Annotated in this window: 18 protein-coding genes; 15 read left to right on the top strand and 3 right to left on the bottom strand. The window is 41.7% G+C overall.

The window, feature by feature from the left end; all coding sequences use genetic code 11:
• The first annotated feature begins 238 nt into the window (after positions 1-238).
• Complete coding sequence (locus WHS63_RS05110) at positions 239-1,654, top strand: alanine/glycine:cation symporter family protein (protein WP_445204175.1); 1,416 nt, start codon at positions 239-241, stop codon at positions 1,652-1,654.
• A 443-nt stretch (positions 1,655-2,097) separates the two neighbouring features.
• Here WHS63_RS05110 and WHS63_RS05105 read toward each other — a convergent pair whose 3' ends face one another.
• The gene (locus tag WHS63_RS05105; RefSeq protein WP_445204174.1) at positions 2,098-3,141 is read right to left on the bottom strand and encodes an oxidoreductase; all 1,044 of its coding nucleotides are present in this window, start codon (positions 3,139-3,141) and stop codon (positions 2,098-2,100) included.
• A 150-nt stretch (positions 3,142-3,291) separates the two neighbouring features.
• On the opposite strand from WHS63_RS05105, the gene WHS63_RS05100 reads away from it, so the two are divergent.
• From WHS63_RS05100 to WHS63_RS05035, 14 genes are all read left to right on the top strand, one after another.
• Complete coding sequence (locus tag WHS63_RS05100) at positions 3,292-3,918, top strand: TetR/AcrR family transcriptional regulator (RefSeq protein ID WP_445204173.1); 627 nt, start codon at positions 3,292-3,294, stop codon at positions 3,916-3,918.
• Between the two features lie 8 nt (positions 3,919-3,926).
• Positions 3,927-5,207, top strand: coding sequence for a TolC family protein (locus WHS63_RS05095; protein ID WP_445204172.1), 1,281 nt, complete (start codon positions 3,927-3,929; stop codon positions 5,205-5,207).
• 12 nt (positions 5,208-5,219) lie between these two features.
• A complete protein-coding gene (locus tag WHS63_RS05090) occupies positions 5,220-6,113 on the top strand; it encodes an HlyD family secretion protein (RefSeq protein ID WP_445204171.1) in 894 nt (297 codons plus the stop codon).
• A gap of 131 nt (positions 6,114-6,244) precedes the next feature.
• Positions 6,245-7,165 (top strand): ABC transporter ATP-binding protein, encoded by a 921-nt coding sequence (locus tag WHS63_RS05085; protein ID WP_445204170.1) that lies wholly within the window; start codon positions 6,245-6,247, stop codon positions 7,163-7,165.
• On the top strand, positions 7,162-7,902 hold the full coding sequence (locus WHS63_RS05080) for an ABC transporter ATP-binding protein (protein ID WP_445204169.1): 741 nt from the start codon (positions 7,162-7,164) through the stop codon (positions 7,900-7,902). Before WHS63_RS05085 ends, WHS63_RS05080 begins: the two co-directional genes overlap by 4 nt.
• Before the next feature lie 2 nt (positions 7,903-7,904).
• Positions 7,905-9,017 carry an ABC transporter permease gene (locus WHS63_RS05075; RefSeq protein WP_445204168.1) on the top strand — a complete coding sequence of 371 codons (1,113 nt, stop codon included), beginning with the start codon at positions 7,905-7,907 and terminating at the stop codon, positions 9,015-9,017.
• 11 nt (positions 9,018-9,028) lie between these two features.
• On the top strand, positions 9,029-10,132 hold the full coding sequence (locus WHS63_RS05070) for an ABC transporter permease (RefSeq protein ID WP_445204167.1): 1,104 nt from the start codon (positions 9,029-9,031) through the stop codon (positions 10,130-10,132).
• A gap of 79 nt (positions 10,133-10,211) precedes the next feature.
• Positions 10,212-11,201, top strand: a complete 990-nt coding sequence (locus WHS63_RS05065; RefSeq protein ID WP_445204166.1) for a hypothetical protein — start codon at positions 10,212-10,214, stop codon at positions 11,199-11,201.
• 98 nt (positions 11,202-11,299) lie between these two features.
• The gene (locus WHS63_RS05060) at positions 11,300-13,000 is read left to right on the top strand and encodes a hypothetical protein (RefSeq protein WP_445204165.1); all 1,701 of its coding nucleotides are present in this window, start codon (positions 11,300-11,302) and stop codon (positions 12,998-13,000) included.
• Between the two features lie 6 nt (positions 13,001-13,006).
• A complete protein-coding gene (locus WHS63_RS05055) occupies positions 13,007-15,055 on the top strand; it encodes a molybdopterin-containing oxidoreductase family protein (RefSeq protein ID WP_445204164.1) in 2,049 nt (682 codons plus the stop codon).
• Positions 15,052-16,353, top strand: coding sequence for a DmsC/YnfH family molybdoenzyme membrane anchor subunit (locus WHS63_RS05050; RefSeq protein WP_445204163.1), 1,302 nt, complete (start codon positions 15,052-15,054; stop codon positions 16,351-16,353). Before WHS63_RS05055 ends, WHS63_RS05050 begins: the two co-directional genes overlap by 4 nt.
• 140 nt (positions 16,354-16,493) lie before the next feature.
• Positions 16,494-16,883: a DUF1987 domain-containing protein gene (locus WHS63_RS05045; RefSeq protein ID WP_445204162.1), complete on the top strand. Its 390-nt coding sequence runs from the start codon at positions 16,494-16,496 to the stop codon at positions 16,881-16,883.
• Positions 16,884-16,895: 12 nt separating this feature from the next.
• A complete protein-coding gene (locus WHS63_RS05040) occupies positions 16,896-17,279 on the top strand; it encodes a DUF1987 domain-containing protein (protein WP_445204161.1) in 384 nt (127 codons plus the stop codon).
• A gap of 12 nt (positions 17,280-17,291) precedes the next feature.
• Entirely contained in the window at positions 17,292-17,705 is a 414-nt protein-coding gene (locus tag WHS63_RS05035) for a DUF1987 domain-containing protein (RefSeq protein ID WP_445204160.1), read from the top strand.
• Between the two features lie 77 nt (positions 17,706-17,782).
• On the opposite strand, the gene WHS63_RS05030 is transcribed toward WHS63_RS05035, so the two are convergent.
• Together WHS63_RS05030 and WHS63_RS05025 are read right to left on the bottom strand one after the other, a co-directional pair.
• Positions 17,783-18,877 carry a 6-phosphofructokinase gene (locus WHS63_RS05030; protein ID WP_445204159.1) on the bottom strand — a complete coding sequence of 365 codons (1,095 nt, stop codon included), beginning with the start codon at positions 18,875-18,877 and terminating at the stop codon, positions 17,783-17,785.
• 434 nt (positions 18,878-19,311) lie between these two features.
• Positions 19,312-22,233, bottom strand: coding sequence for an FAD-binding and (Fe-S)-binding domain-containing protein (locus tag WHS63_RS05025; RefSeq protein WP_445204158.1), 2,922 nt, complete (start codon positions 22,231-22,233; stop codon positions 19,312-19,314).
• Positions 22,234-22,381 lie beyond the last annotated feature (148 nt).

Genomic DNA, 22,381 nt, shown 5'->3' with positions numbered 1-22,381 from the left:
CTAATCGAAACGTCGCATGGGGTCGATTAGAGATCCTTCGCTCCCCGCTAGGGCGGGACAGGCCGCTCAGGATGACAGGCTTGTATATTTTTGTAAACTAAACGACATTGAATTTAAATCTACCAAATCAAATCTAAATGACAAAAATTTTTAAACTTATTAACAATAAACCTGTCTATCCTTTGACAGGTTTTTGTTTTTTCTATTTTTGTGAGATAACCTAAACCAAACCAAAACCATGAACTCTTTTCTGGAAAGCTTCGATTACGTTATTCAGCTTTACAACGAGTATGTTGGGGGTTACTTGATATTAGCCCTGCTTGTTCCAACCGGCATTTACTACTCAATCAGGCTTAAATTTTTACAGGTAAGCTATTTTAAGCATGCTATCGACTTGGTTCGAGGGAAATATAGCAAGCACGATGATGTAGGCGATGTAAGCCATTTCAAGGCTCTTACCACGGCGCTTTCAGCCACTGTTGGAACCGGAAATATTGTTGGAGTTACCCTTGCAATCTATTTTGGCGGGCCTGGGGCTGTGTTCTGGCTTTGGGTTACCGGTTTCTTTGGCATGATGCTTAAAATGGTTGAATGTACATTGGCGCAAAAGTTCCGTAAAATAAATGCCGATGGCACTGTTTCGGGCGGTCCTATGTACTACATTGAACATGGTCTTAAGGATAAGCTGGGTGTTTGGGCTAAGCGTTTGGCTGTTTTCTTTGCCTTTGCTGGGATTCTTTGTTCATTAGGAACTGGCAATATGGCTCAGGCCAATTCAATCTCCGATGTTTTAAAAACTAGCTATAATATCCCTGTTCTTTACACCGGTATAGCCATTTCAGCGTTGGTGTTTTTAATTGTAGTTGGCGGATTGCGTCGCATTGCCAATGTTACCTCTAAGCTTGTGCCTTTAATGGCTGTTATCTACTTTGGTTCAGCAATTCTTGTCATAGGTGTTCACTATGCCGACATACCTTCAGCTTTATGGTTGATTGTAAAAAGTGCTTTTACGGGCCAAGCAGCAGTTGGTGGTTTTGTGGGTTCAACCTTTTTTATGACTATGATATGGGGTGTTCGCCGGGGTTTGTTTTCCAATGAGGCCGGACAGGGTTCAGCGCCTATGGCGCATGCTGCTGCAAAAACTCCATACCCCATGCGTGAGGGGTTTGTGGCTTCGCTTGAACCATTCATCGATACCATTGTAATTTGTACCCTTACTGCATTGGTTATTGTTTTAACCGGCGTATGGCGATTAGATGGTGCCGTTAAAGGGGTAGGGATGACAGTTGCCGCTTTTCAGGAGGGTTTGGGTAAAATAGGCATTGGCTTTTTAGCGCGTCACATGGTGGCCATTAGCCTGCTACTTTTTGCGTTCTCCACCATCATTAGCTGGTCATACTACGGAACCAGAACTGCACAGTACATTTTTGGCGATAAGGCCATTAAACCATACTACTATGTTTTTACCCTATTTGTATTCTTTGGTTCGGTTTGGGGTATCGATTTGGTTTGGCACTTTGTGGATATGGTTATCACCTTTATGAGCATTCCAAACCTGATAGCGCTACTGCTTTTATTCCCAGTAATGAAAGCCGAGGCCGAAGGTTATTTAAAGCGACTTAAAGCAGGGGAATTTAACTTGAACAGAGATTAGCTTAAAGGGCTTGGAAAATATCTGCAGCATGCTGTCCGTTGTTCGCTAAATGAAATGGAACACGGATGACGCACATTAGTTGATGGTTGACGGTTGATAGTTGATAGTTGATAGTTGATAGTTGATAGTTGATAGTTGATGGTTGACGGTTGATAGTTGATAGTTGATAGTTGATGGTTGATAGTTGATGGTTGATAGTTGATGGTTGATAGTTGATGGTTGATAGTTGAAGATTGATAATGACAAAAAACAATGCGAGTGGCTTATATATGACTGATTACCAAATATTTGGATTTTTCATAACACCAAACACCAAACACGAAGCACCTTTTACTTTTATTCCCGCTAACACAGGACAGGTTCTTTACCCTTTAACTTTTAACCTTTAACCTTTAACCTTTAACCTTTAACCTTTATCCTTTATCCTTTATCCTTCCCTCTACCTACTCCGCCAGTGGGCACGATTCCGGTTTGGTGTAGCGTTTACAGCGCGGCTGGCAATCAATACAAAGGTTTATAGCCTCGCCTGTTTTTGCCTTGGTAACCCAATCGGGGTCGGTTAACATATCACGTCCAATGGCTACCATATCAGCTAAGCCGTGTGCGACCAACTTATTAGCCCTTTCAGGCGATTTAATTTGGTTAACCACCATTACAGGAACACCTACAAACTTTTTTACCTCTGTTCCCATGTAAACCACATGGTTGTATTCAAAATTGTTAGGAACCGTGGGGTTAACACCCTTTTCGCCACCGTGCGATACATGAAGGTAATGAACGCCGTATGCCTGGAGCAACTTGGCAATTTCAATTCCATCGTTCAGGGTGGGGGAACAACCAGCCATGCGGTAACCAATAATAAATGTTGAGGGTGTAACCTCCTTAATACCTTCAATGATTTGCCTTGCAAATTGTAACCTGTTCTCAGAGTTTCCACCATACTCATCGGTTCGGTGGTTAATGGCAGAAGAGGCGAACTGGTTAAGCAGGTAACCATGGGCACCGTGTAGTTCAACACCATCAAAGCCGGCTAGGTGTGCCCTTTTGGCTGCGCTTACAAAATTTTCTACCAGTTCACTTACTTGTTCTTTGGTTAAGGCTACGGAACGGTCGTTTTCCGGGTCAACGGAGGGACCAAAGGCCTTTTCGGCAACAGCTTTCCGTGTGGTAAGTCCTGCATGGTGAAGCTGAATAAGAACCTTGGCGTCGTGATTGTGGACAGCCTCAGCAATTCTGGCAAGTCCCTCAATGTGGTTGTCGTCCCAAATACCTAACTGGTAGCTGAAAATTCTACCAGTGGGATTCACACAGGTGGCTTCAACAATAATTAGACCGGTGCCACCCCTAGCAATTCTTTCGTAGTGTGCAATATGCTTGCTGCTTACCTTTCCATCGGAGTCGGACCATCCAAAGTTAACAATGGGTGGCAAGGCAACCCGATTTTTAATATTTATTCCGTTAATTACAATTGGTGTGTGAATATCCATAATAACCTTTATTAGCTAATCACAAATATAGATAATTAGCCGCATACAAAAAAAATTAACCAAATGGTTAAAAAAGTGACTAAAAAATTTGGAGCATAAAAAAATGTGTCAGATATTTGCCGTATGGTTTAACCAAATGGTTAATGTTGTATGACACCAAAAAAAATAGAGAAAGACACTGAGAGTAAGATATTTGAGGCTGCCAAACGCGTGTTTGTCCAAAAGGGATTGGATGGGGCGCGTATGCAGGAAATAGCCGATGAAGCAAGAATTAATAAGGCTCTGCTGCATTACTATTTCCGTTCAAAGGAAAAGCTTTTCATGACCATCTTTAAGGTTGAGCTTAACAACTTTTTTCCACGGCTCATACCTGTATTACTATCCAAGGAGATGACCTATGAGCAAAAAATTCGGCATTTTGTGGAAGAGTATATCGAACTTTTCCTTAGAAATCCCTTTCTACCTGCTTTTGTACTGCGCGAGGCTAATCGAAATCCCGAAATGATTGCACAGTTCATTACTGAATCGGGCATCAATGCCGAAAAACTAAAAGATGTGATGAAGGTTTTATCCCATGAATTGGGATTAAGCGTAAACGAGGTGCTTCACCTTATGGTAACAACTGTTAGCTCTTGTATTTTCCCCTTTGCCGGTAAACCAATCATTGAACAGGTGCTTTTTAATGGCAACGAGGGCGATTACCAAAAGTTTTTGAGTGAACGCAAAAGGTATGTTGCTGACTTTATGATTTACTTTCTAAAAGGAAGATTAAAATGATTTTAACAATGAGAAAGGCAAGAATTATTTCGCTTACCATTACTTTACTGGCTTCAACCTATATGCTAAAGAGCCAGAACACGGTTACTCTGCCGGGCTTACTTAAAAGCATGGAGCAGTGGAATAAACTTTACAAGGTTAGTGCGGCAACCGACTCGGTTTACTGGCTTAGGAAGTCGAATATCAAGGTAAACTACTTACCAAAAGTAGAATTGAATGCCGAGGCCACCTGGCAATCGGATGTAACCAAAGTTAACATTCCCATGCCGGGCATTTCAATCCCTACACCCGACAACGACAACTATAAACTGACTATCGATGTTAGCCAGCTGATTTGGGATGGAGGTGCAACAAAATCGATGCATCAGCTTGAAGATGAATCGCGTAAACTTGAGCAGAACAAGGTTGAAAGCGAACTTTACACCCAAAAGGAAACGGTGGCTTCGCTTTACTTTGGAATACTTTCCACCGATATGGCAATCAGGCAGCTTAAAGCTATGGCCGTGGAGCTCGATAAGCGAATAGAGGAGCTTGAGGCCGGTGTAAATGCGGGCGTAGTGCTGGAATCATCAGCAAACGCTTTAAAGGCTGAGAGGCTTAGGTTGGAGCAAAGCATTGATGCAAACCTTTCGCAACGGTATAGTTTGGCAGAATCAATTTACTCACTTACGGGAGTAAAAATTGATGAGAGTGCCCAAGGGATTATACCCTCATTAGCTATACCAAACCAGGATGTTTGTTCACGCCCCGATTATAAACTTTTTGACCTGCAGAATGGCTACCTGTCAACAGCAGCAGGTGCCTTGACTAGCAGGCGAATGCCTAAGCTAAGTGCATTTGCACGGGTTGGCTATGGCAAACCGGGACTTAACATGCTTTCCAATGAGTTTGATTCCTTTGCCTTGGTTGGAGCCCGATTATCATGGAGTATATGGGATTGGAATAGCACATCGCGCGAGAGGCAGACCCTGAAAATCCAACAGAACATTTTGCAATATAGGCGCAATGCTTACGATGAAGGATGTAGTGCGCAGGTTTCATCAGCGCTAGCGCAGATACAATCGTTACAAAGGCAAATACAAACCGATGAAAAAATAGTTGAGCTGCTAGAAAAGTCAGTAAAGGCATCAGCATCGCAGCTAAAAAACGGAACCATAACATCATCGGTTTACTTGTCCGACTTCAACAGCTTGCTTAGAGCAAGAATTGATATGGAGTTACATAAAATAAAGCTCTCACAGGAGGCTGTGAAGCTATATTTCACACTTGGCATGAGTATTAACGATTAAAAAATTATACCAATGAATTGGAAAAATCTTATCAAGGTAATTCTTCCCGCTGCAATTGTTATTTCATGTAGCAGGAATAATGGGAAAGCTGATGCTTACGGGAACATTGAATCGAACGATGTAACCATTTCCGCAGAAGTGGGCGGTAAACTTCTGGAACTTAAAATCGACGAGGGATATAAAGTAGAGAAAAATCAACTTATTGGAATTGTTGATACTTTACCGCAAGTCCTTAAACTAAAGCAACTTTATGCCCAGCTAAAGGCTGCCAAGGCAAAGCTGCAAGGTATTGATGCTCAAATTGCCGTTCAGGATGAGCAGCTGAACGTCCTGAAAAAGGAACTTGATAGGGTAAAACGATTAGTTGCCGATAGCGCTGCAACACTGCGTCAGCTCGATGATATTGAGGGAAAGTTCAAAATTGCCGAGAAGCAAAAAGCAACGTTTGATGCGCAACGCTCAGGGGTGTTAGCAGAAATTGACGCTGTAGATGCTCAAATTGCCCAGGCTCAGGATTTATTGTGGCGGTGCCACATGGTTTCACCTGTTTCAGGGACAGTAATATCGCGCTATGTGAGCCAGGGAGAGTTGGTTATTACCGGCAAACCGGTTTGCAAAATTGGTACCCTCGATACGGTTTACGCTAGGGTTTATATTGATGAAACTCAACTTCCCGATTTTTCCATTGGCCGTAAGGTGACAATTTTAACCGATACGCCTGATGGTAACCTCAAGGAGGATAAAGGCGAAATTGCATGGGTTTCATCGGAAGCTGAATTCACTCCAAAAATTATTCAAACAAGGAACGAAAGGGTTAACCTTGTGTATGCTGTAAAAGTTCGAGTTCCCAACCCAAATGGCTATTTTAAGATAGGAATGCCCGTGGAGGTTAGGATTGAAGATTAGTGTGCATTGATTTGTGTTCTATGTGCAGAGAATGATAGACAGTTATGTTTTTTTGGATTACTTTTTTATCTACTTCTTCCTGACATAATTTTTTTACTGAACACTGACGTTTAATTCTAAACTCTATCTAAATGCCTGCAATACAAGTAACTAACATATCAAAATCATACGGCAAGGTAAAAGCGCTTGACGATGTAAGTCTGAGCGTTGAAGAGGGTGAGATGTTTGGTTTAATTGGCCCCGATGGAGCAGGAAAATCAACGTTAATCCGAATTATTACAACGCTATTAGTTCCCGATAACGGGAATGTAACAGTTTTTGGTTTGGATACCGTAGGCCAGTATAAACTGATAAGGGGCGAAATTGGGTATATGCCTGCTGTTTTCTCGCTTTATTCCGATTTAACCGTGGAAGAGAACTTAAACTTTTTTGCCGGGGTTTTTGGAACATCAGTTAAGGAAAATTACGAACTGGTAAAGGGTGTATATCATATGCTTGAACCATTTAGAAATCGCCCTGCCGGAAAGCTATCGGGTGGTATGAAACAAAAACTTGCACTTTCGTGCGCATTGATTCATCGCCCAAGGGTGCTTATACTCGATGAGCCTACAACCGGAGTTGACGCTGTTTCAAGAAAGGAACTATGGGATTTGTTACATTCTATTAAGCATCAGGGTATTACCGTATTTGTTTCAACAGCATACATGGATGAGGCAAAGCAGTGCGATACGGTTGCATTGATTCAGAAAGGGCGAATTTTAGGAACTAACACTCCCGAAGGGTTTGCTGAAATGTTTCCCTATAAACTCTTTAGTATTCAAGCAAACAATGCATGGAGTAGTTTAGATGCCATTAGGCAATTAAATACATGCGAAACCGCCTACATGTTTGGCGATAGTATTCACTTCGCAACTAATTACAATGATGAAAGTCCTGAAAGACTTCACGATAGATTGATGTCGGTAGGAGTTGAAGCTAATGTAGTTCAAATACAGGCAAGCATTGAGGATTACTTCATTTACCAACTCTCGGAAAAAAATCTTGTGAAATGACAAATGCCATTGAGGTTGAAAACCTCGTAAAACGCTTTGGAAGTTTTATAGCTGTAAATCACCTAACCTTTAGTGTTGGTAAAGGGGAAATATTTGGACTTCTTGGAGCCAATGGTGCTGGTAAGACCACCACAATCAGGATGCTTTGCGGGCTGCTTTCACCCACATCGGGGAAAATTAGCGTTGCGGGCTATGATGCTTACACTCAACCTGAACAAATTAGGGCCAGCATTGGCTATATGAGCCAAAAGTTTTCGCTTTACAGCGATTTAACGGTTTGGGAGAACATACGATTTTTTGGTGGTATTTACGGGTTATGGGGAAAAGAGCTAAGAATACGTGCACTTGAACTTGTGGAGGAGTTCAAAATGCACGATTTTAAAGACACTAAAGTTGAATCGTTGCCGGTTGGGTGGCGACAAAGAATTTCGCTAGCGGTATCGTTAGTGCATAAGCCCCCAATCATCTTCCTCGATGAACCCACAAGCGGTGTCGACCCGGTTGGACGACGAATGTTCTGGGAAACCATTCATCAAATCTCCTCTATGGGAACAACTGTGCTAGTAACCACTCATTACATGGACGAGGCAGAGTACTGCCATACAGTCCTTGTTATGGTTGATGGAAGAATTGAAGCTCAGGGTGTACCCGCGCAGCTAAAATCGACGCATGGAGTTGAGTCAATGAACGACTTGTTCTTACTACTATCCCGAAATGGTAAATTAAACATTGAGTAGCTATGGCAAAGGGGAGGTTTTCGAATTTTATTACCAAGGAATTTAAGCACATATTACGCGATACGCGAACGCTGCTCATTGTGCTTGTAATGCCTGTCCTGCAACTGCTAATTTTTGGCTTTGTTATATCCAGTGAAATCAAGAATGCCAATTACGCCGTGCTTGACTACACCAACGATTATAACACAAAAAAGCTAGTGCAGCGTATTTCATCATCGGGGTACTTTAACTTTAAGGGATATCTGAAAAGCAAAAAAGAAATTGATGAAGTTTTCAAGAATGGCGATGCCAAGCTGGTTCTTATTATTGGTAACAATTTCACTCAAAAGCTTCAAAATGAAAACTATGCCAATTATCAAGTTGTAACCGATGCCTCAGACCCCAATACAGCAAGTATTCTGGCATCGTACGCACAAGGAATAGTAAATTCGTTTACTGCGGAGTATTTTGGTTCAAGCCAGCAAAAGGAGAGGGTAAACGTTCAAAGCCGAATGCTGTATAATGAGGAAATGAACTCGGCATTCATGTTTGTGCCAGGAACCATGGTACTTATACTAATGTTAGTTACTGCAATGATGACCTCTATTTCAATTACACGCGAGAAAGAGATGGGTACCATGGAAATACTGTTGGTTTCACCATTAAAACCTTGGCAGATTGTTGTAGGTAAAGTAATTCCTTATATAGGCATTGCATTTACCAATGTTCTGGTAATCATTTTAATGGGCTACACAGTTTTTCATCTGCCCTTAAGGGGAAACTTCCTTTTACTGATGGGGGTTAGCTCCTTGTTCATAGTGTTAGCCCTATCATTAGGAATTTTAATATCCACTTTGAGCAATAGTCAGGCTGTTGCCATGTTCATGTCAATGTTTGCATTGATGTTGCCCACCATTCTCCTATCGGGATTCATTTTCCCCATTGAAAACATGCCAAAAATTCTGCAATGGTTAAGCCTGATTATGCCACCACGATGGTTCCTTTCGGCATTAAAAACAATAATGATAAAAGGGCAAGGCTTACAATACGTAATAAGCGAAGTGCTGGTAATGCTAACCATGACAGCTGTTTTTATAGCCCTTAGTATCAAAAAGTTTAAAGTTCGTTTGGAGTAATACAGCTTGCTATGAGAAGGATACTAATACTTTTACAGAAAGAGTTTATTCAGATTTTCAGGAATAAAACTATACTACCAATAATATTCGTATTGCCCATCGTTCAGCTGCTCATCCTGGCTAACGCAGCTACACAGGAGATGAAAAACATCAGGTTGACCATAGTTGATTTTGATAATTCATCGGAATCGCGCAGGCTAATAAACGCTTTTGACCAATCAAAGTTTTATACCTTGATACCTGTTAGCGGCAATGTTGACAGGGCTGTTGAACTAATTGATTTAGGTAGAACCGATGCTGCACTGGTAATCCCAAAGCGTTTTGGGGAAAGCCTAGTTGAGGGGGCACCCGTAAATATTCAGCTTATGCTGAATGCCATTAACATTACAGCGGCAGCATTAACACAGAGTTATACCACCGGAATTATTCAGAACTTCGCATCCAGCATTTCAATACAAAATATTAATCATATCAAACCTAAACAAAGCGTAAGGTATTGGTATAATCCAGAACTGAACTATAAGCTTTACATGGTTCCAGGTATTCTTGTAATTTTAGTTACCATTGTTGGTATGTTTTTAACGGCAATCAATATTGTTAGGGAGAAAGAGCTTGGCACCATTGAGCAGGTTAACGTTACCCCTATTAAGCCCTATCAGTTTGTAATTGGCAAGCTACTTCCATTCTGGATAATTGCGTTATTTGAACTGTCGTTTGGGCTACTAATTGCCAGGCTTGTATTTAACCTAACCATTGCAGGCAGCATTCCACTTCTGTTTGCTTTTGCTGCAATATACCTTTTGGTAGCACTGGGATTAGGTTTGATACTCTCAACATCGGCTAGCAATCAGCAGCAGGTAATGTTTATGGCTTTCTTTTTCATGATTGTTTTCCTGATGCTAAGTGGGTTGTTCACCCCAACTGAGAGCATGCCAAAATGGGCAAACTGGTTTAATACCATCAACCCGCTATACTACTTTATGAAGGTAAACAGGATGCTCATTCTAAAAGGCTCCGATTTTACAAACCTGAAAGATAGTTTTATATCAATCAGTCTAATGGCAGTTGCAGTTCTAAGCATAGCCATACTACGGTATAGAAAAAAATCAGCATAGTTGCCCAAATAATTGTATTTTTACAGGAGAACCATTTCAATGAGTGGTGCTAAACAGAATTGCATCAAATACTATTCTTTTGGTATTGCTACTTTTTAGCAATTTAGCAGATGGGCAACCTATATTTGCCGATACTTCATTGCTTGATGTTAAACTTGAATTTGGCATTCAGCAAGTTTTTGCCGATATAGGCGAAGACCCATCGTACCATAAAGGATATTTAAGCTATGAGGACGAAAATGGCGCTACTATTGGTATTCCCGTTGATATAAGGACTCGTGGAATTTTCCGACGAAAGGCATCAAATTGTTCCCAACCACCGCTGCTCATAAAATTTAAACCAAAAGAGACCTCAAATACCATTTTTGAGGGTATTGATAAACTAAAATTGGTGGTACCATGCCAAAAATCTAGCAGATACGAAGATTTAGTCCTAAAGGAGTACCTTGTTTACAAGCTTTACCAGATTATTTCACCCTATTCATACAGGGTAAGGCTTTTAAGGTTGAATATGGTAGATAAATACTATGGCAACCAGTCAATTTGCTATGCCTTTGTAATTGAACCGGTTGAAATACTATCAAGAAGATTAGGAGGAGTGGTAAGGGATGCTAAAAACACTCACCCCAACGCCTGCAATAGCTACTACTACAATAGGATGGCCATTTTTCAGTACATGATTGGCCATACCGATTGGTCAATAAAGGCATTGCACAATATCACACTAATTGAGCCCGAACCCTATGCCCCTTCCATTCCCGTTCCTTTTGATTTCGACTTTTCGGGTTATGTTGATGCTCCCTATGCGCTTCCTGCTGAGCATCTACCCATTAAATCGGTTAAAGAGCGACACTTCAATGGCTACTGTAAGCCGGAACAGCAGTTTGCTGATGCCTTCAGCTATTTCCTTAACCTAAAAGATACAATAAACCATACTATTATCACGTTTAACTATTTACCCCAGGCGCAAAGAAATGAGCTAATTAGGTATACCAATGAATTCTTCGATATAATAGCATCGGATACAAAACGCAAATCAAGAATTATTACAAAATGTCGAACCGATTAGTCAATTTATTCGTATCACTTTCAAATATTTTTACTTAATTTGTTAGAACTTTTGTTATTTTGCAATTGCTTGGACTGAAAATGCAGAATATGTCGCTCATGAAATCAATAATATCAAAGGCTTTTTTTACAATATCGGTTATTTTTTTACTTTGCCTATCGGCCATTGCTCAGAATGGACTGCAGGTATCGGCTAGGCTAATAGTTAAAAAGGGCGATTTACAGGGTTCAAAGGTAACAGTAACCCAAAACGGAAATGTAGTTCAAACCATATCGGTTAGCAATAAAGGAGTTTTTGATTTTATTCTTGAGTATAACTCCGAGTATATCATAGTTTTTGAGAAACCTGACTATATCACTAAAAAGGTTTTAATTGATACCCGGGTTCCTGAAACATTCCGTAAGGATATTCAGCAAATGACCGGATTTGATGTGGTTCTTGAAAAACAGAGTGAGGACGTTATTAAGGAGTATGCCAATCCTGTTGCAAAGATAATGTATGCAAGGGATATAAGAGACTTTACTTACGATACCGACTACTCCCTTAAAGTGCTTAAAGAAATTGAAAATGAAAACAAAAAGTTAGCTGAGGAGAAAAAGAAGAAGGAGGAGGAAGAAAAAGCCCGAAAGGCAGAGGAGGAAAAACAACGCATTTTAGCTGAAGCACAAAAACGTAAAGAGGAGGAAGAAGCTAAGCGCAAAGCTGCTGAGGAGGCAAGAAAAAAGGAGGAGGAAAGGCTAAGGAAAGAGGCTGAAGAGCGACGCATTGCTGAGGAAAAGAAAAAGTTGGAAGAGCAGAAGCGTTTGGAAGAAATTAAGAAAAAGGCCGAGGAGGAAGCACGGTTAAAAGCTGAGGAGGAAGCTCGTAAGAAAGAGGAACTCAGAAAACAGGAGGAGGAAAGGCTGAGAAAAGAACAGGAACGTATCCGTCAGGAGGAGGAAGCAAAACGTAAAGCTGCCGAGGAGGCCAGACTTAAAGAAGAGGAAAGGCTGAGAAAGGAAGCCGAGGAGCGAAGGCTGGCAGAGGAAAAAGCAAAACTAGAGGAACAAAAAAGATTGGAAGAGCAACGCAAAAAAGCCGAGGAAGAGGCGAGGTTAAAAGCAGAGGAGGAAGCCCGTAAGAAAGAAGAATTGAGAAAGCAGGAGGAGGAAAGGCTTAAACAGGAGCAAGAACGTATCCGTCAGGAGGAAGAAGCTAAACGTAAGGCTGCCGAGGAGGCTCGTTTAAAGGAAGAGGAACGCATTCGCAAGGAGGCTGAGGCTCAACGATTGGCCGAGGAAGCCAAACGTAAAGCCGAGGAAGAGGCAAAGCTGCAAGAGGCTGAAAGGTTAAAGAAAGAGGCTGAAGAAAGGGCTATTGCCGAAGCTAAACTACGTGAGGAACGCCTGAAGGCAGAACAGGAAAAAGCTCGGCAGGAAGCCGAACGGCTAAAACGCGAGGAGGAGGAACGCCGTAGGGCAGAGGAACAAAAAAAGTTGCTCCTTGAGGAGCAGCGTAAGCGCGATGCTGAGTTACGTCTTAAGCTTGTGGCCGAGAAAATGAGCGCCCAAATTGGCAAGGAGGATGCCGATCAGGTTGTAACCCTGCTTGCTGCCGAGGATATTGCCAAACGATATACCCGTGAACGTACCGATGAGGTTATCCGTTATCCACGAATAATACTTACCAGAACAGTGTTTAACCGGAACAACACAATCACCTTCTACACTCGTGTCGACCATGAGTATGGTGCAGTTTACTACCTAAAGGATGGTTTCTTTATTTCCAAGGAGCAATACCTAGCCGAAACCCAAAAGTAAAGTTAAGTGAAGGAGTTCATCACTGCTTGCCCACGAAACTGCTACAGCACATGTAGCCTTGTTGTGCAGGTTGATAAGGGAAAAGTTGTAGGTATCAACCCTTTACCCTTAAATAAGGCAACTCCTTTTGGGGGATGCCTTAAAGGTTTAAGCTATGTGGAACGAGCAAATTCCCCCGATCGTATTATTTATCCAATCAAAAAGGTAAATGGCTCCTTTAAACGCATTTCATGGAACGAGGCTCTTGAAACTATTGCGGAAAAGCTGATACGTTTCCGTGATGTTTACGGTCAACAATCGGTTTTGTTTTACGCTGCCAGCGGCATGGCCGGCTTGTTAAACGATTTCAGCGGAAAGTTCTGGCGTTATGTTTACGGAGGGGCTACAACCGTTTACGGTAATCTTTGCTGGCCTGCAGGTTTGGAGGCTACGCGCTTAACGCTTGGTGAAAATAAGCACAATGTTCCTTGGGATTTAGAGAATGCCAAGCTAATTGTTCTCTGGGGGAAAAACCCAGCTGAGAGCAACGTTCACGAAATGATACCCCTGAACAATGCGCTTGATAAGGGGGCGGAACTATTGGTTATCGATCCACGTAGAACCCAATCAACCCAAAGAGCTACTTTGCTGCTACAGCCATACCCATCAACCGATGCACCTATTGCATTGGCTGTTGCCAACATAATTATTCAAAAAGGATGGATAGATAGTGATTTTATCAAACTCCATGTTCATGGTTTTGATCAGTTTGCTGAACATGTTAAACCCTTTACGGCACAATGGGCATCCAATATATCGGGGGTGCCAGTTAGTTTAATTGAGAAGCTGGCATGGTACATAGGCAATGTAAAACCAATGACACTAATACCAGGCTATGGCATGCAGCGATATACAAACGGGGGACAGACTGTAAGGGCAATACTTGCACTTAGTGTAATTACAGGCAATATTGGGAAACCCGGTGCATGCTGGCACTACGCTAACCTTCAAAGCTATGTTTTTGACGATGTCCTGGAGCCACTCTGTTACTATCCGCCCGATAAACCCGATGGCATTATACGTCGTTCCATTTCAACTGCGCGGTTAGGAGAGGACATGCTTGGCACCAAAAATCCTGAGCTAAAAATGATTTGGGTAGAACGCGGAAATCCGCTAACCCAAAACCCAAATACGGGCAAAGTTCTTGAGGCCTTCCGGAAACTCGATTTAAGGGTGGTAGTGGAGCAATTTATGACCGATACGGCTCTGGAAGCCGATATTATCCTACCGGCTAAAAACATGTTTGAACAATCCGATATAGTTGGTTCATACTGGAATCCTTACATTCAGCTCAAGCAAAAAGTTGTTGAACCAGCCGGAGAGGTTAAGCCTGAAACCGAAATTTACTGGTGGCTTGCACAAAAACTAGGGTTTAATGAGGCCGATTTATCCAATATTTTACTTCCCCCGGGCGATGAACATGTTGATAGGTACCTTGATAGTAAGCTGCGCGAGTTTAACTTATCGCTCGAAGAGCTCAGGAAAGGCCCAATACTTGCTCCAGGACTTCAGGAGATTGCATTCTCCGATTATCGATTTCCAACACCCTCGGGGAAAATTGAGTTGTACTCTGAGCAGGTTCAAACTTTATGGGGTGAAAATCCACTTCCAACCTATAACCCAGCCGTAGAGCTATTCCAGAACCAAACGCCATATCCACTTTTTTTAATGTCGCCAAACACCAAAAACCGAATACATAGCCAATTCAATAATTTAAAAGTAATATCAATGATTAGTGGCGCACCGGTATTACAAATTAACCCGGCTGATGCCATTCAAAGGGGAATAGGCGATGGCGATCTGGTTGAAATTTTTAACAATAGGGGTTCGTTCAGGGTTAAAGCACAGCTAACCTATGAGGTAAGGGTGGGTTGTGTGGTTATCCCAAACGGATGGTGGAGAACACAAGGTGCACCGGTGAATGTCCTTTCGGAAGGCAGAGAAACCGATATGGGACACGGATCAGCATTTCATAACAATAGGGTAGAGGTTAAGCTCGTAAAACGTAAACCATGAGCGACAGGGGGTTTATATTCGATTATTCCCGATGCGTGGGGTGTCATGCATGCATAGTGGCATGCTATAACCAAAACCATACCGAACCCCCAATGGCATGGCGAATGGTGGTTAATGGCAACCCCTTAAAAATTCCATTAAAGGGTTTCATCAACCTTTCACTAGCATGTAACCACTGTATTGATGCACCTTGCATGTCCAATTGCCCTGCAATTGCATATTCAAGGGACGATGAAACTGGAGCAATAATACACAGCCCTCTAAAATGCATTGGCTGCAAGTACTGTACCTGGGCCTGCCCTTATGAAGCGCCTAAATATAACCCGGATAAGGGTGTAGTGGAGAAATGTAATTTCTGTAACGATCTGCTAAAGGTAGGAGGCATACCTGCTTGTGCTGTAGCATGTCCAACAGGCGCTCTCACCTTTGGTGAAATAAAGGTAGAGGCTAATCTATCAAAACCCGGTTTCCCTGAAGTCGCTACTTCGCCTCGCATTAATGTCGCTAATGAAAGTATCAACGATAGTTTACCCGAAATGGCTATTGAGGCCACGGGCCTTCAACAATCCGATTTTGCTGAGACATATAGCCCCCGTATTCATCCTGCAAAGGAAATCCCTTTGTTTGTTTTTACTTATCTTTCAGCTGCATTAGTGGGATGGTTTATCACCTTTTATCGCCTTGAAAAAATCTCATACTTTTCTAAGATTTCCTTCATTTTATTGCTTGCTTTTGCGGGTTTTGCAAGTTTATTCCATTTAGGCAAGCCTTTAAGGGCGATAAGAGCCCTGCTTCATGTTAAATCGAGCTGGTTGAGTCGTGAAATTGCTCTTTTTGGTTTGTTTGCCTTTTCAGGTCTGCTTTACGTTTTAACTGAAAAACCTCCATTGTTTTGGTTTTCGGTGGTTGTAGGAACGGTTTTTCTCATCTCCCTTGAAATGGTTTATCACGTGGTTCGTAAAAACTATAGCACCCCTATACACAGTGCAAATACTTTGCTAACCGCCTCTACGCTATTTTCATTAATAACTTTGTCAAAAGCCTTTGTTCTACTTGCAACTATCAAGCTTTTGCTTTACCTGGTACGCCATGCATACATTCAAAAATTCAACCCTAAAAAGGTGATTTTTTCATTAATAAGATTTTTAGGTATTCTCATACCACTTGTAGGGTTACTCTTTGGTTTGATTCCAGAAAACATAGCCCCATTTCTCACCCTCTTTCTTATTGGGGAGTTTATTGACCGGTACGAGTATTACGCTAGCATCGATACCCATAACCCTTTTCAGAGCATTTAAACCTTAGGTTGTTTTAAGGAATTTCCCCGGCGTTTAGTCAAAATTATTTTCAAACAATAACTTTTTGCTATTGATATTTTGGGTAAAATGTTTATATTTGTTTTATTAAGTTGAAAAGTGATTTTTATAAACATAGCAGTATGGATGCATTAATCATCAAAGGGACTAACGAAACCCCAAATATTACATTCGACAAGGATGCCAATAAGTTCGAAATCACAGGGAAATCGCTACCTGAGGATGTTAAGGAGTTTTATAACCCTGTACTTAGGTGGTTAAAAGCTTATGCAGACGATCCAAACCCCAAAACCGTTTTTAAGGTAAAAATGGAGTATTTTAATACTGCATCATCAAAAATGCTGCTTGAGGTTTTGGAATTGCTTGATGGAATGTATTCGGCTGGTAAGGATGTTGAAGTTGAGTGGCACTATATGGAGGATGATGAGGATATGCACGATGCTGGTAACGACTATGCCGATATGCTTGAGTTGCCTTTTAAGATGATTAGTTACCAGCATATTTCCAAATAACTTCTAACGTCCATGGAAAGGCTTCACCTTGAACCAACACTTACCACACCCAAAGTTGTTTTTGACCGGGATAGCGGTGAGTTTACTATTCAAGGGAAATCCCTTCCGGAAGACGTTAAATCGTTTTACACCCCTCTTATTGCTTGGTTGGACGATTACATGAAAAACCCCAATAAAACCTCAATCTTTGAATTTGATTTTGAGTATTTTAATACTGCTTCCTCAAAAATGATTCTGATTATTATGAACCGCATCAAAGAGCTTTTTAAAAAGGGGTATGAGGTTCAGATAGTATGGAAATATCCTCAGCAAGATGCTGAACTTGAGGAGGCAGGAGAGGAACTTGCCGAGTTGATATCAGTACCTTTTAAACTTGTACCAAAACCAGAAATGTAAAAACATGCCATAATGGAACCATTACACATTAAAGCCAGAAAGGATTCCCCAGATATTACATTTGATCCCCAAAGTGGTAATTTCACTATTATTGGGGTTAGTCATCCTGAAAATGTAACTAGCTTTTACGAACCTGTAGTAAAGTGGCTCACCCAGTTTAAAATTGAAATTCAAAAGAATGGAGCCAAATCGGTTAAGCCAATAAACTTTAGGCTTTTCTTCAAATACATCAATTCCGCTTCGTATAAGTATATGATTACCCTTTTCCAGCACATGCAGGAGATATTTGAGATGGGGGTGCCAATCCAAATTGTTTGGAACTACGAACCAGGTGACGAGGACATGGCTGAGTCAGGGTGGGAATTAATTGAGTATTCAGGAATTAAAGCCCCCTCGGTTTGCGAGGTTTGCAACGATCCTATTTAGAAGTCTGACAGTACGCTGAAACTTGAAAAATAAGGGGAAGTTTAAACTTCCCCTTTCCTGTTATTAATAAATACTTTTTACTCACCAAAGCTTATTCCAACACCTCGAGCTGTGCGCACCAGGTCGCAATCAGGGTCAACAAAGTTGGGACGGTTAATGGCGTCAATAAGGGGCACGGAAATTATATCGGGGTGTCGGTAAGCAACCATTTCGCCAAATTTACCCTCAAGCACCATTTCAAAGGCCTTTACGCCAAACTGAGTAGCCAAAACTCTATCGTAAGCTACGGGAATGCCACCACGCTGTAAGTGTCCAAGAACAGTTTCGCGGATGTCGGCCTCGAAGCCAATGCTCTTAAGGTCTCGTGTAATTTTGTGTGCAACTCCACCAAGTCGCAGGTTATGGTAACCTACCTCATCGCTTTCAGCCGATACCAGTGTGCCACCCTTGGGTAGAGCACCCTCAGCTACTACTACAATGGCATGTCCTTTCCCTTTATTGTAACGACTTTGGAGTCGTTCAGCAACTTTATGGATATCGTATGGGATTTCAGGGATTAAGCAAACCTCAGCACCGCCGGCAATAGCAGCATGCAGAGCAATCCACCCGGCATAACGTCCCATTACCTCTAGAATCAGAACCCGGTTATGGCTAGCGGCTGTGGTAACCAACTTGTCAACGGCTTCAGTTGCAATTTGAACTGCGGTTTGGAAACCGAAAGTAAAGTCAGTTGCTGAAAGGTCGTTATCGATGGTTTTGGGAACACCAATTATATTCAACCCTTTTTCGTATAGCTGTTGTGAAATGCGTTGAGAACCATCGCCACCAATACTGATAACAGCATCAATCCCCAGATATTGTAACTTACGGATCATCTCATCGGAACGGTCAACTGCTCCCCATGAGCCATCCTTATTTTTAACAGGCCAAGCAAAGGGGCCTCCCTTATTGGTTGTTCCAATTATTGTACCACCCTGCACGTGAATGCCTGCCACAGCGCGCTCGTCGAGCACCTTGATTTCAGTAGGCTCACGTAGAATTCCATCGAACGACTGAATACTACCAATAACTTCCCAGTCGGGTTCCTGAGAGGCACGTTTAACAATTGCCCGGATCACCGCATTTAATCCAGGACAATCGCCGCCTCCTGTTGCTACTAAAACTCTTTTCATTGGTTTTAATTTCGTTTGTTAAGGTTTTTTACGCTACAGTCTTTGTTTTAAAAACTGAAGTAAAACCGCAGAAAAAGTTACAAATTGTAATCATTTTTTCGATTTACCTCAATAATTAAAACCAGTTGTTCATGTTTACCTCATTATTTGGTATGTTACAAATTGTAAAAAGCCAAATTTTTTCCACGTTCGCAAAGGTATGAATTTTTTTAAACGTACAATGCTAAAAAGTATCAAAACTCTTGATGTTACAAATAATTATGCTCCGCAAACGTGTGAAAACGGGATGGGGAAGAATCCGAATAATTAGTATGAAACTAAAAATCAGAAAGCAGAAATGCTGAATAAGTTCTCAAACATTACAAGGTGGGTTGTATTAACCCCCTTAACCTTAAACTTTGAACCTCAAATCTTTAACCTTTATCCTTTAACCTTTAAACCAACGCCTCCCACATCACCTCAATGGGGTGAAGGGCTTTTCGGCCAGTACCATCTTTAATCTGGTGCCTGCAGCTTGTTCCGGGTGCAGAAATTATTGTGTCAAGGGGTGTTTTACGGATTTCGGGGAACAGAACTAACTCACCCACTTTCATCGATAAATCGTAATGTTCCTTTTCATAACCAAATGCCCCTGCCATCCCGCAACAACCACTCGGGATTTCCTCCACTGTATAGTTTACAGGAAACGATAGCATTGCTTTAGTAGGTGTTGTTGAGGCAATTGCTTTTTGCTGGCAGTGTCCATGTAACTTAATGTGATGGGCTCTTGTAGTAAACATCTCTGGTTTGATTCTGCCTTTAGCAGCCTCCCTAGTAAAAAATTCTTCAAAAAGAAGAGAGTTCCCTGCTAAACTATTTGCCTTTTGCTTGTTTTCTTGGGATACCAAATCGGGATACTCATCTCTAAAACTAAGTATTGCCGAAGGTTCTATTCCAATAAGAGGTGTATCTGGATTTATGATACCCGATAGCTTTTCAATATTGCTGTTGGCAATACGCTTGGCAGTTCTTACCAAACCCTTTGAAATATAGGTCCTACCACTTTCAAAAATATCAACCAGTTCCACCTCATAACCAAGCCGATTAAGCAATTCAACAGCCTTAATGCCTATATGTACATCGTTGTAGTTTGTAAACTCGTCAGGCAGGAGGTAAACCTTTCCATTGTGTTTAGCTGAATGGCACCTGTTCCGCTTAAACCATTTTTTAAAAGTAGATTCACCTAGTAGGGGCATTTTGCGCTTAGGTTCCAATCCTATTGCCTGCATCAGAATTCTTGATGTTACCTTATTGGTTAAAAACCAATTGGTTAATCGGGGAAAGTAACTACCCATTCGGTTTATATGGGCAATGTAGGCTACCATCCTACTTCGTATGGGGATGCCATTTGCATCGTACCAATGTTGTAAGAATTCGGCTTTAAGCTTTGCCATATCAACGCTCGAGGGGCATTCGTTCTTACATCCCTTGCATGAGAGGCATAAATCCAGTATTTCGTATAGCTCCCTTTGATTAAATGGGTTTCTTTTAGGGCTGTATGATAAAAATTCCCTGAGCAGGTTAGCTCGTGCGCGTGTTGTGTTAGCTTCGTTAAGTGTTGCCATGTAACTTGGGCAAAGTGTTCCGCCCGACAGATGTGTTTTACGGCAGTCGCCTGAACCATTGCATTTTTCTGCAGCGCGTATTATTCCAAGTGAGGACGAAAAATCGAAAATGGTATCAATAACCCTTTCCTTTTGACCTGGAATATACCTTAAAGAGCTGTTCATGGGTGGGGTATCAATGATTTTTCCCGGATTAAAAATATTTTCAGGGTCAAAAGCGAACTTCAGCTCTCGCATGTGCTGGTAAACCTCTTCGCCGTAAAAGATGGGTATGAATTCGCCTCGTAATCTTCCATCGCCGTGTTCGCCGCTTAACGAGCCCTTGTACTTTTTAACGAGCATGGCCACTTCGTAGCCAATGGTATGGAATAGCTCAACATCCTTAGGATCCTTAAGATTAAGCACTGGCCTTAAATGAAGTTCACCCGTTCCTATGTGTGCATGGTAAACGCATTCAAGCCCATATCGTTGCATTATTTTTTCGAAATCGTCCATGTATTCGGGTAGCCTTTCGACAGGAACCGCAGTATCTTCAATAAGCGAAACGGGTTTTGCATCGCCCACAACATTCGATAATACCCCAAGTCCAGCCTTACGCAGATTCCAAACCTTTGAGGTTTCAGCACCCCAAATAATTGGGAAATGGTAACCGTAGCCTGCCTCACGCATATCACTTTCCATTTTCTGGGCAGCGCTTTCAATTTCGCCTTTACTATCGGCAAAGAATTCAACAATAAGTATGGCTCCCGGGTCGCCCTGAACAAAAAAGCGGTTCTTTTGCTGCTCAATATTGCCCTTAGTGCACTCCAGGATAATGTTGTCCATTAGTTCCACAGCCCAGGGTTTGTGCTTCAGGGCTATAAGGTTTGCCTTGAAGGCATCGGTGCGATTTTTTAAATGTACAGCGACCACAGCTTTTTCCTTAGGGGGAAGAGGTACCAGGTTTAGGGTGATTTCGGTGATAATGCCAAAAGTTCCTTCACTCCCGGCAATCAATTTTGCAAGGTTAAGCGGTAATTCACCACCAGCAGCCACTGTTCCAATAAGCGTGTCCAGGGCATAGCCCGTATTCCGACGTTTTACACTGGGATCAGGAAAATTCGAGGTAATTAACTTTTGATTTTGCTTGTTACCTATAAGGTTATGTATGTAACGGTAAATATCCCCTTCGCGATTTGAAAGCCTTAGTTTTTCATCGTATTCGGTTTTATTTACCTCTCCAAAAAGGTATTCATTTCCGTCGTCGAGTACCATTTTTACTGAGTACAGGTGATCGCGGGTGCTCCCGTATACCAAAGAATGTGAGCCGCAGCTGTTATTGCCCACCATACCCGAGAGGTTACATCGATTTGATGTTGATGTTTCAGGGCCAAAGAATAAACCATGTGGTTTAAGAAAGAGGTTAAGCTCATCGAGTATAACACCGGGTTCAACGGTAACCCTTCTCTTTTCAATATCAAGGTTGATGATTCTGCGGAAATGCTTTGATATATCAATAATAATGCCTTTGCCAACTACCTGTCCCGCCAACGAGGTTCCTGCTGCACGGGGAATAACTGGTATTTTATGCTTTTTGGCAAAGCGAATAGCCTGTTGGATATCATTTACATCTTGTGGCCAAACTACAGCATAGGGTTTCTCCTTGTATGCCGATGCATCGGTTGAATACTGAATAAGCGTGGATTCGTCCCACTTTACCTCGCAGCTTAGCAGATCACTCAGCTCATTTATTTTGATTTCCAAATCTTTCATACCTCTTTAAAAATTCATACAAACTTAAAGCAATTTATTTTTCTATGATTTTCTTCCCGTAATTTTGATTCTAATGATTTGATTTTAAAAAATTATAAAACTGGGTATAACATCGTAAGCAATTCAAGAAAATAAAAATACCATGTTG

Source organism: Tenuifilum sp. (assembly GCF_037481895.1).
GTDB lineage: Bacteria > Bacteroidota > Bacteroidia > Bacteroidales > Tenuifilaceae > Tenuifilum > Tenuifilum osseticum.
Note: the sequence above shows the minus strand (reverse complement) of the source record. Positions and strands in the feature narration are given on the sequence as shown.

What these genes read in the sequence shown, in the direction of transcription:
- WHS63_RS05035 (WP_445204160.1), top strand. Translation starts at nt 17,292, where the DNA reads ATGGAACCATTACACATTAAAGCCAGAAAGGATTCCCCAGATATTACA.
- WHS63_RS05080 (WP_445204169.1), top strand. Translation starts at nt 7,162, where the DNA reads ATGACAAATGCCATTGAGGTTGAAAACCTCGTAAAACGCTTTGGAAGT.
- WHS63_RS05030 (WP_445204159.1), bottom strand. Translation starts at nt 18,877, where the DNA reads ATGAAAAGAGTTTTAGTAGCAACAGGAGGCGGCGATTGTCCTGGATTA.
- WHS63_RS05110 (WP_445204175.1), top strand. Translation starts at nt 239, where the DNA reads ATGAACTCTTTTCTGGAAAGCTTCGATTACGTTATTCAGCTTTACAAC.
- WHS63_RS05105 (WP_445204174.1), bottom strand. Translation starts at nt 3,141, where the DNA reads ATGGATATTCACACACCAATTGTAATTAACGGAATAAATATTAAAAAT.
- WHS63_RS05075 (WP_445204168.1), top strand. Translation starts at nt 7,905, where the DNA reads ATGGCAAAGGGGAGGTTTTCGAATTTTATTACCAAGGAATTTAAGCAC.
- WHS63_RS05100 (WP_445204173.1), top strand. Translation starts at nt 3,292, where the DNA reads ATGACACCAAAAAAAATAGAGAAAGACACTGAGAGTAAGATATTTGAG.
- WHS63_RS05025 (WP_445204158.1), bottom strand. Translation starts at nt 22,233, where the DNA reads ATGAAAGATTTGGAAATCAAAATAAATGAGCTGAGTGATCTGCTAAGC.
- WHS63_RS05095 (WP_445204172.1), top strand. Translation starts at nt 3,927, where the DNA reads ATGAGAAAGGCAAGAATTATTTCGCTTACCATTACTTTACTGGCTTCA.
- WHS63_RS05070 (WP_445204167.1), top strand. Translation starts at nt 9,029, where the DNA reads ATGAGAAGGATACTAATACTTTTACAGAAAGAGTTTATTCAGATTTTC.
- WHS63_RS05050 (WP_445204163.1), top strand. Translation starts at nt 15,052, where the DNA reads ATGAGCGACAGGGGGTTTATATTCGATTATTCCCGATGCGTGGGGTGT.
- WHS63_RS05085 (WP_445204170.1), top strand. Translation starts at nt 6,245, where the DNA reads ATGCCTGCAATACAAGTAACTAACATATCAAAATCATACGGCAAGGTA.
- WHS63_RS05040 (WP_445204161.1), top strand. Translation starts at nt 16,896, where the DNA reads ATGGAAAGGCTTCACCTTGAACCAACACTTACCACACCCAAAGTTGTT.
- WHS63_RS05045 (WP_445204162.1), top strand. Translation starts at nt 16,494, where the DNA reads ATGGATGCATTAATCATCAAAGGGACTAACGAAACCCCAAATATTACA.
- WHS63_RS05090 (WP_445204171.1), top strand. Translation starts at nt 5,220, where the DNA reads ATGAATTGGAAAAATCTTATCAAGGTAATTCTTCCCGCTGCAATTGTT.
- WHS63_RS05060 (WP_445204165.1), top strand. Translation starts at nt 11,300, where the DNA reads ATGAAATCAATAATATCAAAGGCTTTTTTTACAATATCGGTTATTTTT.